This is a genomic window from Enterococcus pingfangensis (genome assembly GCF_005405205.1).
Classification (GTDB): Bacteria; Bacillota; Bacilli; order Lactobacillales; family Enterococcaceae; genus Enterococcus_A; species Enterococcus_A pingfangensis.
The window spans coordinates 158,201-170,735 of sequence record NZ_BJDP01000005.1 but is presented as its reverse complement, the minus strand read 5'-3'; the positions used below and the strand labels follow the sequence as shown (position 1 = coordinate 170,735).

General features: G+C 40.4%; 15 protein-coding genes and 1 pseudogene. 13 read left to right on the top strand and 3 right to left on the bottom strand.

Annotated features, from left to right (window positions below; translation table 11 throughout):
- Positions 1-9 precede the first annotated feature (9 nt).
- The 5 genes from srlE to FFM63_RS03800 all read left to right on the top strand — a co-directional run bounded on the left by srlE (position 10) and on the right by FFM63_RS03800 (position 4,496).
- Entirely contained in the window at positions 10-1,002 is a 993-nt protein-coding gene (srlE, locus tag FFM63_RS03820; RefSeq protein WP_137609003.1) for a PTS glucitol/sorbitol transporter subunit IIB, read from the top strand.
- 21 nt (positions 1,003-1,023) lie between these two features.
- Entirely contained in the window at positions 1,024-1,377 is a 354-nt protein-coding gene (locus tag FFM63_RS03815) for a PTS glucitol/sorbitol transporter subunit IIA (RefSeq protein WP_137609002.1), read from the top strand.
- A 180-nt stretch (positions 1,378-1,557) separates the two neighbouring features.
- Positions 1,558-2,784: an S-methyl-5-thioribose kinase gene (gene mtnK / locus FFM63_RS03810; protein ID WP_137609001.1), complete on the top strand. Its 1,227-nt coding sequence runs from the start codon at positions 1,558-1,560 to the stop codon at positions 2,782-2,784.
- 1 nt (position 2,785) lies between these two features.
- A complete protein-coding gene (locus FFM63_RS03805; RefSeq protein ID WP_137609000.1) occupies positions 2,786-3,841 on the top strand; it encodes a s-methyl-5-thioribose-1-phosphate isomerase in 1,056 nt (351 codons plus the stop codon).
- Positions 3,842-3,854: 13 nt separating this feature from the next.
- Entirely contained in the window at positions 3,855-4,496 is a 642-nt protein-coding gene (locus tag FFM63_RS03800; RefSeq protein WP_137608999.1) for an L-fuculose-phosphate aldolase, read from the top strand.
- A gap of 54 nt (positions 4,497-4,550) precedes the next feature.
- Here FFM63_RS03800 and FFM63_RS03795 read toward each other — a convergent pair whose 3' ends face one another.
- Positions 4,551-5,471 carry an alpha/beta hydrolase gene (locus tag FFM63_RS03795; protein WP_137608998.1) on the bottom strand — a complete coding sequence of 307 codons (921 nt, stop codon included), beginning with the start codon at positions 5,469-5,471 and terminating at the stop codon, positions 4,551-4,553.
- A 193-nt stretch (positions 5,472-5,664) separates the two neighbouring features.
- On the opposite strand from FFM63_RS03795, the gene rbsR reads away from it, so the two are divergent.
- From rbsR to FFM63_RS03755, 8 genes are all read left to right on the top strand, one after another.
- Complete coding sequence (rbsR, locus tag FFM63_RS03790) at positions 5,665-6,657, top strand: ribose utilization transcriptional repressor RbsR (protein WP_137608997.1); 993 nt, start codon at positions 5,665-5,667, stop codon at positions 6,655-6,657.
- 111 nt (positions 6,658-6,768) lie between these two features.
- A complete protein-coding gene (gene rbsK, locus FFM63_RS03785; protein ID WP_137608996.1) occupies positions 6,769-7,674 on the top strand; it encodes a ribokinase in 906 nt (301 codons plus the stop codon).
- 16 nt (positions 7,675-7,690) lie between these two features.
- Positions 7,691-8,086: a D-ribose pyranase gene (rbsD, locus tag FFM63_RS03780; protein ID WP_137608995.1), complete on the top strand. Its 396-nt coding sequence runs from the start codon at positions 7,691-7,693 to the stop codon at positions 8,084-8,086.
- 21 nt (positions 8,087-8,107) lie between these two features.
- Positions 8,108-8,995: a ribose/proton symporter RbsU gene (rbsU, locus tag FFM63_RS03775; RefSeq protein WP_137608994.1), complete on the top strand. Its 888-nt coding sequence runs from the start codon at positions 8,108-8,110 to the stop codon at positions 8,993-8,995.
- A gap of 165 nt (positions 8,996-9,160) precedes the next feature.
- Entirely contained in the window at positions 9,161-9,562 is a 402-nt protein-coding gene (locus FFM63_RS03770; protein WP_137608993.1) for a hypothetical protein, read from the top strand.
- Positions 9,563-9,600: 38 nt separating this feature from the next.
- A complete protein-coding gene (locus FFM63_RS03765) occupies positions 9,601-9,900 on the top strand; it encodes a DUF5960 family protein (RefSeq protein WP_137608992.1) in 300 nt (99 codons plus the stop codon).
- A gap of 195 nt (positions 9,901-10,095) precedes the next feature.
- Positions 10,096-10,425, top strand: a complete 330-nt coding sequence (locus FFM63_RS03760) for a hypothetical protein (RefSeq protein ID WP_137608991.1) — start codon at positions 10,096-10,098, stop codon at positions 10,423-10,425.
- 3 nt (positions 10,426-10,428) lie between these two features.
- The gene (locus FFM63_RS03755; RefSeq protein WP_246033279.1) at positions 10,429-10,737 is read left to right on the top strand and encodes a hypothetical protein; all 309 of its coding nucleotides are present in this window, start codon (positions 10,429-10,431) and stop codon (positions 10,735-10,737) included.
- 232 nt (positions 10,738-10,969) lie between these two features.
- Here FFM63_RS03755 and FFM63_RS03750 read toward each other — a convergent pair.
- Together FFM63_RS03750 and FFM63_RS03745 are read right to left on the bottom strand one after the other, a co-directional pair.
- A pseudogene (locus FFM63_RS03750) lies at positions 10,970-11,116 on the bottom strand (IS3 family transposase); the annotation flags it as partial.
- Positions 11,117-11,703: 587 nt separating this feature from the next.
- Positions 11,704-12,534: a phosphoenolpyruvate hydrolase family protein gene (locus FFM63_RS03745; RefSeq protein WP_137608990.1), complete on the bottom strand. Its 831-nt coding sequence runs from the start codon at positions 12,532-12,534 to the stop codon at positions 11,704-11,706.
- Position 12,535 lies beyond the last annotated feature (1 nt).

The following is a 12,535-nucleotide window of genomic DNA, read 5'->3' as shown; positions in this document are numbered from 1 at the left end:
GGAACAAACATGGCTTATAATAGTATTAAAGTAGTGAAGGGAAATGGCGGTTTCGGCGGCCCTTTAGTGATCACACCAACTGAAGAAAAACACAAATTTATCTATGTAACAGGCGGCGGCGAAAAACCGGCGATCGTAGATAAAATTGCTGAATTAACTGGTATGGAAGCTGTTAATGGATTCAAAACATCTATTCCTGATGATGAAATCGCTTTAGCGATCATCGACTGCGGCGGGACGTTACGCTGCGGGATCTACCCAAAGAAAAATATTCCAACGATCAATATCGTCCCAACTGGAAAAAGCGGTCCGTTAGCGCAATACATTACTGAAGATATTTATGTTTCCGCAGTAGGCCTTAATCAAATCACATTGACTGAAGAGAGCGCAACACTTCACGCAACGGAAGAACCGGCTGAAAAGAAATACAAATATTCAACTGACAAAAAAATTACGGAACAACGAGCAGAACAGCAAAGTTTTATCGCTAAAATCGGGATGGGCGCCGGGAAAGTTGTAGCAACCTTCAATCAATCCGCTCGTGAAGGCGTACAGACAATGATCAATACTGTGATTCCGTTCATGGCTTTTGTTTCATTATTGATTGGGATTATTCAAGGTTCAGGGATCGGAACGGTTTTTGCTAATTTAATGAAACCGCTGGCAGGAAATGTTTTTGGATTGATCATTATTGGTTTTATCTGTTCATTGCCATTCTTATCACCGTTATTAGGACCTGGGGCGGTTATCAGCCAAATTTTGGGAACTTTGATCGGGGTTGAGATTGGAAAAGGAAACATTCCACCGCAATTAGCATTGCCAGCATTGTTTGCGATCAATACGCAAAATGCCTGCGATTTTATCCCAGTTGGTTTAGGATTAGAAGAAGCTGAAGCAGAAACAGTTGAAGTTGGGGTACCATCCGTTTTATATTCCCGCTTCTTAAATGGTGTGCCAAGAGTAATTGTTGCTTGGTTAGCAAGTTTTGGATTATATAGTTAAAAATGTTTGGAGAGATGAAGGATGATTTTTGAGACACACGTTACCCATATTGGACCTGAAGCAGAGATGTTTCGACAAGAAAAAATGTTGATTCTCTTTGGAAATGACGCGCCGGAAACATTAGCAGATTACTGTTACAATATCCAGTTGTCGCCATCGACCGATGAGATCACCGCAGGAATGAATTTTTCTTTTGACGATCAAAGCTACAAAATCACCGCAGTCGGAGATGTGGTAAAGAAAAATTTGGATGACTTAGGCCATATCACCTTACGCTTTGATGGATCAGAAACGGCGGAACTTCCGGGTACACTCTACGTAGAAGATAAAGAGCTACCGACCATCACCATCGGCACAAAAATTATGATTAAATAAGAACACTCACCGAAAAGTTGCATTTGACTTGTTTAAATGTAAACTTTTAGGTGGGTGTTTTTTTCTTAATAAAATGAATTTTGTGGACGATAAGCAAAAGAAAAAAACATAACGTACTAGAAGCTGATCGAGTTTGTGAGACGTTTCTCGATAGTAAAATGAAATGAATGAGGTGATATTATGAGGATCACACCGAATGAAACAACGACATATCAAGAGCATTTTTTAATGGACAGCGCAGCGGTCAAAAAATATGTGGTGGAGAAATTGGGTGCTTTTTCCAGCGCGGATCCGTTAACGGTGACTGAGATTGGCGATGGGAACATCAATTATATTTTTCGGGTGGTAAATCAAGCGACGCAAGAAAGTCTGATCATCAAGCAAGCGGATGTCTTGTTGCGTTCTTCTGGGCGGCCATTGACCATCGACCGCAATCGGATCGAAGCAGAGATCTTATGGTTGCAAAATGAGTTGGCACCGCGGTTTGTACCGGAAGTATATCATTATGATCAAAAAATGTATGCCTTGACGATGGAAGATATCTCAGATTATCAAAACATGCGTTATGAATTGATCGAAAAGAAAATCTTTCCTGACTTTAGTGAGGAAATCACGGAATATTTGGCTCGGACACTGCTTTTTACGAGTGATCTTGTTTTGGACCGCGAGGTGAAAAAGCTGCGGGTCAAAGATTTCATTAATCCTGAGATGTGCGATATCAGCGAAGATTTGGTCTTTACCGAACCTTACGATGACTATAAGCAGCAAAATGTTTTGACTCCCGGTAATGAGTCGTTTGTCATCAAAAATTTATACGAGAATGCCCCGTTGCAAGCCGAGGTCGCGCTGTTGCGCAATAACTTTATGAACAATGCTCAATCATTGGTGCATGGCGATCTTCATACCGGTTCTATTTTTATCAATCAAACCGGTTTGAAAGTCATTGATCCGGAGTTTGCTTTTTATGGACCGGCGGGCTATGACATCGGTAATGTTATCGCCCATCTTTATTTTCCGCTAGTCAAAAATTTGTTTGACCCGACAGTCGATCAAGTGTTCCATCAGTGGATCAAACAAACGATCGGGACAGTTTATGATCAAGTTCGACAAAAATTAGCTGAATACTACGATGAAGCGGTGACTTTTTCGCTTTATCGAAACCAAGCATTTAAAGAGGCGCTACTGCAAGAGATTTTGACAGATGCGGTTGGGTATGCTGGAACAGAGATCATTCGGCGGGTGGTAGGCAATTCAAAGGTCAAAGAATTATCTTTGATCCCGTTAGAGAAAAAAGCAGAAGCAGAGCAAATGTTATTAAAATTAGGAATCCAATTAATTATCGATCGCAAGCACATTACTAGCGGCAGTCAACTGATCGATAGAATCAATGAATTAGAAGGTGAGTAAGTTGGAAAGACAAGATTATACGATGCCGACATTGCTGCAATATGAAAATGTCGCTTGGTATGAAGATGGCAAGGTTCGTATTTTAGATCGGCGAATCTATCCGACACGGGTAGAATTTGTCGAATGCGAGACCCATCAAGCAGTCGCGCAAGCCATCACAGATATGGTGACGCAAAGTGCGGGACCATACACGGCGGCAGGAATGGGCATGGCATTGGCGGCAGAAGAAAGCAAAAATTTAACGCCTGCAGCTCAGCTGTTGTATTTAAAAAAAGCAGCAGCAACGATTGCTAATGCGCGTCCAACGACTGCTAATCGGATGACCTTGATCACTGAAAAGTGTGTGGCAGTCGCAGAAACAGCATTAGCAAAAGGCGAAGACCCCACAGGAGCAATCAAGCAAAATACGATTGATTCTTTGAACCGCCGCTATTATACGATGAATCAAGTGGCGAAATACTTGATCGCAAAAATCCCTGACAACGGGACAGTTCTAACGCAATGTTTCGGAGAAACGATCATCGGAATGCTGTTGCGTGAAGCGCTTGAACAACAAAAAACGCTGCGCTTTTTTTGTGCCGAAACACGCCCGTATTTGCAAGGGGCGCAGCTGACTGCCAGTTGTTGTGCGGAAATGGGATTTGATACGACCGTCGTTTCTGATAACATGATCGCGTATTTGATGGAACATGAACAGATCGATCTCTTTACTTCGGCAGCCGACACGATCGCTCAAGACGGCTATATCGCCAATAAAGTCGGTACATATCAAATCGCGATTTTAGCGCAGCGTTTTGGTATCCCTTATTTTGTTACTGGAATTCCAGATACAGATAAACTGACGCACGAAAGCATCAAGATCGAGATGCGCGATCCGGAGCAAGTCATGGAATTAAATGGGATCAAACACACGTTAGCAGGAGTCAAAGCGATTTATCCATCTTTTGACATTACGCCGCCAGAATTGATCGGTGCGGTCGTGACTGATCGGGGAATTTTTTCACCTTATGATTTAAAACGCTATTTAACGGAACAACCTGAAAATAATTTTTATTGATAGGAGCAAAAAAATGAAGTACCAAAAAGAACGCGAGTTGATTGTTGAATACGGCAAAAAGCTGATTACTGAAAATTTGACTACCGGAACTGGCGGCAATATCAGTCTGTATTTGCCTGAAGAACAAGTCATGCTGATCAGTCCAAGCGGCGTCCCTTATTTTGAAACAAAATCCGCAGACATCGTTTTGATGGATCTAGAGGGCAACGTTTTGGAAGGAACGCGCAAACCATCAAGTGAGTATGAGCTGCATAGTATTTTTTATGCGAATCGACCAGAGGTACGGTCTGTCGTTCATACACATTCAGAATACGCGACGACTTTTGCCTGTCTGCAGCAAGCAATTGAGCCGCTGCATTACATCATCGGTTCCGTAGGTGAACAAGTCCGCTGTTGCGCGTACAAAACCTTTGGAACTTACGAATTAGCTGAAGAAGCCTTTAATTTTATCCACGAAGACAATGGAATCTTATTAGGAAATCATGGCGTCCTAACGATCGGTCCAGATCTTCCCAGCGCCTTCAGTGTGGCAAAAGATATTGAATTTTTAGCAAAACTGGATTATCGCGCCCGCTCCATCGGGACGCCGAAACTATTAAATCAAGCACAAATGCAAGAAGTCTTGGAGAAATTTGCGACATATGGTCAACAATAAAAAAACGTATCTTTGACGAACACGCCAAAGATACGTTTTTTTAACTAAAAGAGATCAGGGAACATATTGCTGAACAAAATGGGCGACTTTTGCCTGGTACATATCGGGGTCTTTGCTTAATGATCCGGCGTGTTTGGCACCGTGAACGACATAGCGTTCTTTCGGTCCTTTTGTTGCGTGGTAGACCTCATCGAGCATCGAATAAGGGACAAAATCATCTTTGTCGCCGTGAATAAAGAGCATTGGACGATGATTTTTTTTCAATTGTTTGATTGCGTCTGCTTCGCCCCAAAAATAACCTGCTCGAATTTTTGTGATCAAACTAGTAACGGGGACCAACGGAAATGCGGGGAGATTGAAGAGTTGTTTTAATTGATAACTCAATTCAGCCGTAACTGAGCTGTAACCGCAGTCTTCCACGAAGGCTTTGACATTGTTCGGTAATTTTTCACCGCTAGTCATCATTACCGTTGCTCCGCCCATGCTGACTCCATGAAGTATGATTTCAGCATGGGGATCTTTTTCAATGATTCGATCGATCCATTGAAGATAATCTTTTCGTTCCGGCCAGCCGAAACCGATATAAGCACCTTCGCTTTTGCCGTGTCCGCGAGCATCGGGCAGCAAAATATTATAGCCGAGATCATGATAGATCTTGGCGTATTGCGGCATATCAGCGGCTTGGCCCATATAGCCGTGGGCAATGATAACTGTTTTATGCTGAGTCGTTTTAGCGGGCAGATAATACGCCGCTAGTTTCAAGCCGTCTTTTGAGGTGAGCCGCCAAGTACTGTGATTATTTTTGAACCATTTTTCAGCGGCAGCTAATTGGGTTGATTTTTTCTCAGAACGCGTCGCGATAAAGTCTTTTTTAGTTGGAACGACCGCATACGTGTAAAAATAATTTCCCGCAATGATCAGTCCAACGACTAGAAACAAAGCGATCCCTAAAAGGATTTTTGCTGTCCGATTCATGCCTTCACTTCTTTCTATTTTTAAACAGTTGATTGATCGATTGAAAATGTAAAAAAATAAGCTGAAAACATTGATTGATCCATCATTAGCAGTATAAAAAAATCTGCACGGCATAGCAAGTTTACAATGAGCGTATTTACAGGGTTGATTATTCATGAGAAAATGTAGCAGAGTTTGAGGTAGGAGAGATCAGATGAAAAACAAAAAAATCACCATCAAAGATGTTGCCAAAAGATCAGGGGTTTCAATTGCAACGGTCTCCCAGATTTTAAACGGAAATGATCAAAAGTTCAGTCCGAAAACAGTTGAAAAAGTCTTGGCAGCTAAAGCCGAATTACATTATGAACCGGATTATTTTGCGCGCCGGATGATCATGAAAAAAAGCAAGACCATAGGTGTGTTGGTTCCAGATATCACGAATCCGTTTTTTAGTACGCTGGTTCGCGGGATTGAAGGCGTTTTATATCGTGAGAATTTTGTGACGATGCTGTGCAACGCCGATTTGGATACAAAAAAAGAGACCGATTATTTAGAAGAATTGAGTCGCCGCGGGGTCGACGGCTATATTATCGCTAGTTCAGCGATTTCTAATCGAGCGATCAACGAGACGCTGCGAAAAAAGAATTTTCCATACATTGTTTTGGATCAAAAAAAAGCAGAAGGATTTAGTGACGCAGTTTTGACTGATGATTTTTCAGGCGGAAAAATGGCAGCGGAACATTTGAAACAATTGGAGCATCAAAAAGTCGCCGTTGTTTTACCAGAAAATGCGACAGAAAATATCCAGACACGGCTGATAGGTTTTCAAACAATTTATCCAGAAGCTGTTTTAATTTATGCAAAAATGTCCAAAAAGGGCGGACGCCAAGCAGCCAACGCCGTTGTGGAGACAGATGTGACGGCGGTGTTTGCGATCAATGATGAATTAGCTTTTGGATTGTATTTAGGTTTTGCCGAGTTGGGAAAAAAAATTCCGCAAGACTATAGTGTGATCGGTTACGATGATGTCGACATGTGTGAATACGTCACGCCGCAATTGACGACGATCGCTCAGCCCATCTATGAATTGGGGCAGACGACGGCGGGATTATTACTGGAAAGAGTGGAACGACCTGAGAAAGATTGGGAAGAGAAAACCTTGCCTGTACAATTAGTTAAACGTTTTTCAACTGCACACTTGAAATAGTTTTCAAGCTGTGCTATATTTTTGGTGTCGAATTAAAACGTTTTAATAAAACGTTTTAATTCAAACTAAATGAGCAAATAAATCTTAAGAATTAGAGATGGAGTGAACAAAATGAATACGATTACAATTATTGGAAGTATAAATCTTGATCGCACGATCCGAGTGAAGCAAATGCCAAAACCAGGTGAAACGATGCACACGAAAGAAATTTTCTCAGCCGGCGGAGGCAAAGGCGCAAACCAAGCCGTTGCAGCTAAACGTTCTGAAGCAGCGACAAATTTCATCGGTGCTGTCGGCAACGATGCAGCAGGGGAAATGATGCGCGGATTATTAGCAGATGAAGGCATTGAATTAGCTGGTGTGCAAACATTAGAAAAACAAGCAACCGGTCAAGCTTACATCATTGTGGATGATCAAGGTGAAAACAGCATCATGATCCATTCAGGCGCCAACAACGTGTTTACGCCGCAACAAGTGCAAGAACAAGCCGACGTGATCAAAGCAAGCGACTTTGTGATTGCCCAATTTGAAAGCACTTTAGAAAGCACGGTCGAAGCTTTTAAAATCGCCCGCGAAGCTGGAGTAAAAACAATTTTAAATCCAGCACCCGCTTTAGAACACGTTCCTGAAGAATTATTGAAAGTTACAGATATGATCGTTCCAAATGAAACTGAGACAGAAATTTTGACTGGAATCAAAGTTACAGATGAAGCTAGTTTGAAGGCTGCAGCAGAGCAGTTACATCAATTGGGAATCGAAGCCGTGATCATCACGATCGGCAGCAAAGGAGCCTATTATGATGTGCAAGGCCGAAGCGGAATCGTACCAGCTTTCAAAGTGAATGCTGTGGATACGACTGCGGCGGGAGACACATTTATCGGCGCAATGAGCAGTGTCTTAGCCACTGATTTTAGTAATTTAGAAGAAGCCATCGAATATGGAAACAAAGCATCATCACTAACTGTTCAACGTTTTGGTGCGCAACCTTCTATCCCATACAAAAATGAATTGAAATAAGGAAAGGATGTTTACAATGAAAAAAGGAAAAGTTATTAATTCAGATATTTTACGCGTGATCTCACAAATGGGGCACTTCGATCAAATAAGTATCGGTGATGCTGGTATGCCAGTCCCGATGACAACAGAAAAAATCGATTTAGCCGTCGATAATGGTATTCCAAGTTTTATGGATGTTTTAAATAATGTTTTGGAAGAATTAGAAGTTCAAAGAATTTATTTAGCTGAAGAAATCAAAACAGAAAATCCAGCAATGTTGAAACAAATTCAAGAGCGATTACCAGAAATGCCGGTAACATTTATCCCGCATAGTGAAATGAAAGCGGCACTGCACGATAGCCGAGCATTTATTCGGACAGGAGAAATGACTCCTTATGCCAATATTTTATTGGAAAGCGGCGTCGTATTCTAGACAGGTGAAGGGAGAAAAAATATGAACGCAACAGCACTTTTAATCGGATTAGGACCATTACTTGGTTGGGGATTGTATCCTACGATCGCATCAAAAATCGGCGGTCGGCCAGTTAATCAAATTTTAGGTTCAACTTTAGGAACATTGATTTTTGCTTTAGTTTTTGCGGCAGTTAACGGTATCAGCCTGCCAACTGGAATGGATCTAGTCTTCTCGATTCTTTCAGGGATCGGCTGGGCAACTGCACAGATCATTACTTTCCAATCATTTACAATGGTCGGCTCATCACGAGCAATGCCGATCACTACAGCTTTCCAATTGCTAGGAGCTTCTCTTTGGGGCGTATTCGCATTAGGAAACTGGCCAGGAACGAGCGCTAAATTATTAGGCGGACTAGCTTTGATCTTGATTATTCTTGGTGCATGGATGACTGTTTGGACAGAGGAAAAAACGCAAGAAAAAGCCAGCATCTTGAAAAAAGCTGTGATCTTATTAGCAGTCGGCGAAATCGGTTATTGGGCATATTCAGCTGCACCGCAAGCAACAAGCATTGACGGCATGCATGCCTTCTTACCGCAAGCAATCGGAATGCTCTTAGTTGCTGTTGTTTATTCAGTATATTTGAGTGTGAAAGGCAAAGACAAATCGGCTTTTGCAGAAGCTGTTTCTTATAAACATATTTTCTCTGGTTTCTTTTTCGCCTTCGCTGCATTGACTTACTTGATCTCTGCACAACCAAATATGAATGGTTTAGCGACCGGCTTCATTTTATCTCAAACATCAGTTGTTTTAGCAACGTTGACAGGTATTTGGTTCTTAGGACAAAAGAAAACAAAAAAAGAAATGACGATTACGATCATCGGCTTGGTATTGATTTTAGCTGCCGCAACGATGACAGTGATGCTCTAAGCGGTTGTAACAGACTACTTATTCGGAAAAAAGGATGCGACTTTTGTCGCATCCTTTTTTTGCTGGAGATAAATCAAAGTAAAAAAGCTGAAGGCAATGTTATAATCAAAATATAGAAAAGAAGACTGTTTTTGGAAATTCCTTCAGTAAAGAAGAGGAGAAGTTATGAAACTGACGATCTCATTAGATATTTTAGAAGAGGCTTTTTATTATGTATCGCCGGTCAAACCGGTATCGACGGTACCATTGATCTATACGACTTTTTCAGCAGAAAAGGCAGAAGTAGCTTACACAACTGATAATGAAGCAAAATTTGCCCGCAAAATTGAACGATCTTTTAAGGCGGCTTTTCATGAAATCGTTCAAGCAAATCAAGATTATCGCAAAATACTTGATCAAGATACGCTGTTAGCGCCACAAGAATATTTAGCGATGCAAGGGAAATTGATTGATTCGATTGTTACATCAATCAAAAAATATCCGGAATTAGCATTGATTCGGGTGGAATTTGCCGGCAGTTGGCCAGCATATCAGACAGCAGCAGGGCATCTGGACTTGGCTGACTAAGCGAGTCTTTAAAATAAATGCAGGAGAGGGCGGAGAAAATGGATAAGACCTATTTTGAAGGACAAACGGCATTTTTAGCAGATTATCAAAACGTGGCAAAAACGGCAATGACCGATCAGCAAGTGATCGATGAAGTGATGGAGCAGTTGAACAAACCGATCCCTGACAAAAAACTCGTCTACATTTTACCCGGAGATCAAACGATCAATGGCCAAGCAGTCAGATTCCCGTTTCGCAAAGAACTGATCGCGCAAGATAATGAAGCAACGGTTTCGAATCAATTTTTCTATGAAGGTTCACCATATGAATATGGAGTTGTTGAAGACGAACAGCCGTAAACCTAAAGACTTTTGAGTTTAGCAAAACTCGAAAGTCTTTTTTTGGCTTGCTTTAAAATTAGAAGCTGATATGATAGATACAATGTGATTTGTTATTTTTTTGCAAGAATGGGAGGTGATGGTCTTGCATGATTTACCAGCAGCAGGGCTATTTCCTGCAAGCGATAAATTAAAATCTGAAAGGAAGTTAATCAATTGTTTACTCTTGAAAAGAAAGCGGAACCAGCACAACAACTATGGAACCATATCAAACGTCACTATCAAGGTGAAAAAGTCGCCGTTGTAGGAGTGAAAAAAAGTCTGCCGCAGACTTTCTTACGCAACAAACAAGTTATTTTTTATGAAAGTCTGACTGGAGAATCGTTACTCGTTGAAGGAAAACAGTTTTTAGAGCGGTTTGCTAAAAATTATACAGCGTTCGTCTTTTATTTAGATTGCCCTGCAAAAATTGCTGAACAGCTGATCGACACTGGCCGTGCTTTAGGAGTCAGAGTGACGGTCACAGTGAAAGAGCAGGCGGCTTAGCCGATGATGTGGAAAGAAGTTGTTCGCCAAAAAACGATTCAAAACACTATCTTAAGAAATGGACTGCGACTGTTGCGCCAAAAAAATTGGTATCAAAACCAAGATAAGCAGACAGTCCTAGAAATCTCAAGCAAATTACAAAATGTGATGCAATTGCATTTAGAAACAGAAAACTTAGTCGTAGGAATTCCCGGCTTTGGCAAAGAAGTCACTTTATTGGAGATCGATGAGCCGCAATTTGTCCCTCACTATCAAGTAGAACAAGTTATTGAATCTGCCGCGGGACACTTTATTAAATTAAAAACAATCTAATCGTTTAAAAGAAGCTGCACGAATATGCAACGTCATTAACTTAAGAGACTTGTTTTTTTTAAAGTGGAAATTCGTAAATTTCATGGATTCCTACTTCTTTTTCTTCCTTACAAGATATACTTAAGAAAAGAGCGTCCCGGTGTGTACTGACTCCAAAAAGTTAGACCAAAATTGGAAATGTTAAGATGGAATTGTCAAGAAAAACTAGACACTTAGTTAAGAGAATAAGTGTCTAGTTTTTTTCAAAGTCTCTAGGAGATTGATAGCCAAGAGCAGAATGCATTCGTTTGGTGTTATAGTAAGTTTCAATATATTTAAATATTTTCTGTTGAGCTTGATCAATAGCCGCAAAGTTTGCGTTATTGATCAGCTCTCTTTTTTTGACTCGTAATGTGGTGTTGTAGTAATACTTAGGAATACTTAAATATTAATCGTATTCAAAAAATGGTTAGGTTCTCAAAAGGTCCATTTTAAAAAATAAAGAGAGTATCTATCTTGATGATGGAACGCTACTGTATAATGGATCGTATGTAGAAATAGAAACAAAAACTAGTAATATCATGAAGCGTCCATTTCACAATTATTTGGAGAATTCAAAGCAATGGGGACACACACGTATACATGGTGAGAATTAAAAATTGGCAAATCTTAGAATAAAAAATTGAAAGTGTGAAATATGATTAGAATTCAGTTGAGGTTGAAACGGTTGGAAACAGTTTTCGGACTTGCTGTAGAATCTAATTATAACGAAAATTCAATATTTATAAGCATGATTATTTTTCTAAGTGGGGATAGAATCTGAATAATTTCTCTAATATTTCTGCTAATCTTCTCCAAGTGAGGTTTAGGATGAACGAGATTTTTTTATAAAATAAATTCAAAACCAGATATAATCCTACTAAAATAAGATTTTATCTGGTTTCTTGGTATAAGGATTTACAATATTTTAAAAATATTAAAATCTATTTATTTTTTTATGATTTTAAATGCTGCGGTTTGTTCTCGGATACCCTTTTCTGCCGCAAAGCGTTCAATACTTGAGGCACCAAAGAAGCCATCAATGCCTTTTGTTTTCTCAATAACATATTTTGCATCTTCTGGTTCAGCAATTGGGCCACCATGACAAATTACCATGATTTCAGGATTAACGGCTCTCCCAGCTTCGATGATAGCTTCAATTTTTTCTACACAATCATCTAAGGTCAGCGCAGTTTTGGCACCAATCGTTCCTTTAGTTGTTAGGCCCATATGAGCAACTAGAATATCTGCTCCAGCTTCCGCCATTTTTTTAGCTTGCTCCGGATCAAATACATAAGGAGTGGTTAACATATCTAACTCGTGAGCTTTTTTAATCATCTCAACTTCTAAATCATAACCCATTCCTGTTTCTTCAAGATTCTGTCTGAATACACCATCAATTAATCCAACTGTTGGGAAATTTTGTACGCCATTGAATCCTTGATTTTTTAATTGTTTTAAATAGATATCCATTACACGGAAGGGATCAGTCCCACAAACCCCAGCTAATACGGGAGTTTCTTTTACTACTGGAAGGACTTCTTGTCCCATTTCCACAACAATTTGATTTGCATCACCATAAGATAGAAGCCCCGCTAAAGATCCTCTACCGGCCATGCGATAACGACCAGAATTATAGATGATTAGCATATCTGCGCCACCAGCTTCACTACTTTTGGCGGTTATTCCAGTTCCTGCTCCTACACCGACAAGGATCTCTCCAGTGTTAATTTTTTCTTTAAACGAAGCAACTACTTCTTTTCTTGTTTGAGTATTCATG

Bases quoted from the DNA above. Each gene is read 5' to 3' on its own strand.
- srlE (WP_137609003.1), top strand. From the start codon at position 10: ATGGCTTATAATAGTATTAAAGTAGTGAAGGGAAATGGCGGTTTCGGC.
- FFM63_RS03815 (WP_137609002.1), top strand. From the start codon at position 1,024: ATGATTTTTGAGACACACGTTACCCATATTGGACCTGAAGCAGAGATG.
- mtnK (WP_137609001.1), top strand. From the start codon at position 1,558: ATGAGGATCACACCGAATGAAACAACGACATATCAAGAGCATTTTTTA.
- FFM63_RS03800 (WP_137608999.1), top strand. From the start codon at position 3,855: ATGAAGTACCAAAAAGAACGCGAGTTGATTGTTGAATACGGCAAAAAG.
- FFM63_RS03795 (WP_137608998.1), bottom strand. From the start codon at position 5,471: ATGAATCGGACAGCAAAAATCCTTTTAGGGATCGCTTTGTTTCTAGTC.
- rbsR (WP_137608997.1), top strand. From the start codon at position 5,665: ATGAAAAACAAAAAAATCACCATCAAAGATGTTGCCAAAAGATCAGGG.
- rbsK (WP_137608996.1), top strand. From the start codon at position 6,769: ATGAATACGATTACAATTATTGGAAGTATAAATCTTGATCGCACGATC.
- rbsD (WP_137608995.1), top strand. From the start codon at position 7,691: ATGAAAAAAGGAAAAGTTATTAATTCAGATATTTTACGCGTGATCTCA.
- rbsU (WP_137608994.1), top strand. From the start codon at position 8,108: ATGAACGCAACAGCACTTTTAATCGGATTAGGACCATTACTTGGTTGG.
- FFM63_RS03770 (WP_137608993.1), top strand. From the start codon at position 9,161: ATGAAACTGACGATCTCATTAGATATTTTAGAAGAGGCTTTTTATTAT.
- FFM63_RS03765 (WP_137608992.1), top strand. From the start codon at position 9,601: ATGGATAAGACCTATTTTGAAGGACAAACGGCATTTTTAGCAGATTAT.
- FFM63_RS03755 (WP_246033279.1), top strand. From the start codon at position 10,429: ATGATGTGGAAAGAAGTTGTTCGCCAAAAAACGATTCAAAACACTATC.
- FFM63_RS03745 (WP_137608990.1), bottom strand. From the start codon at position 12,534: ATGAATACTCAAACAAGAAAAGAAGTAGTTGCTTCGTTTAAAGAAAAA.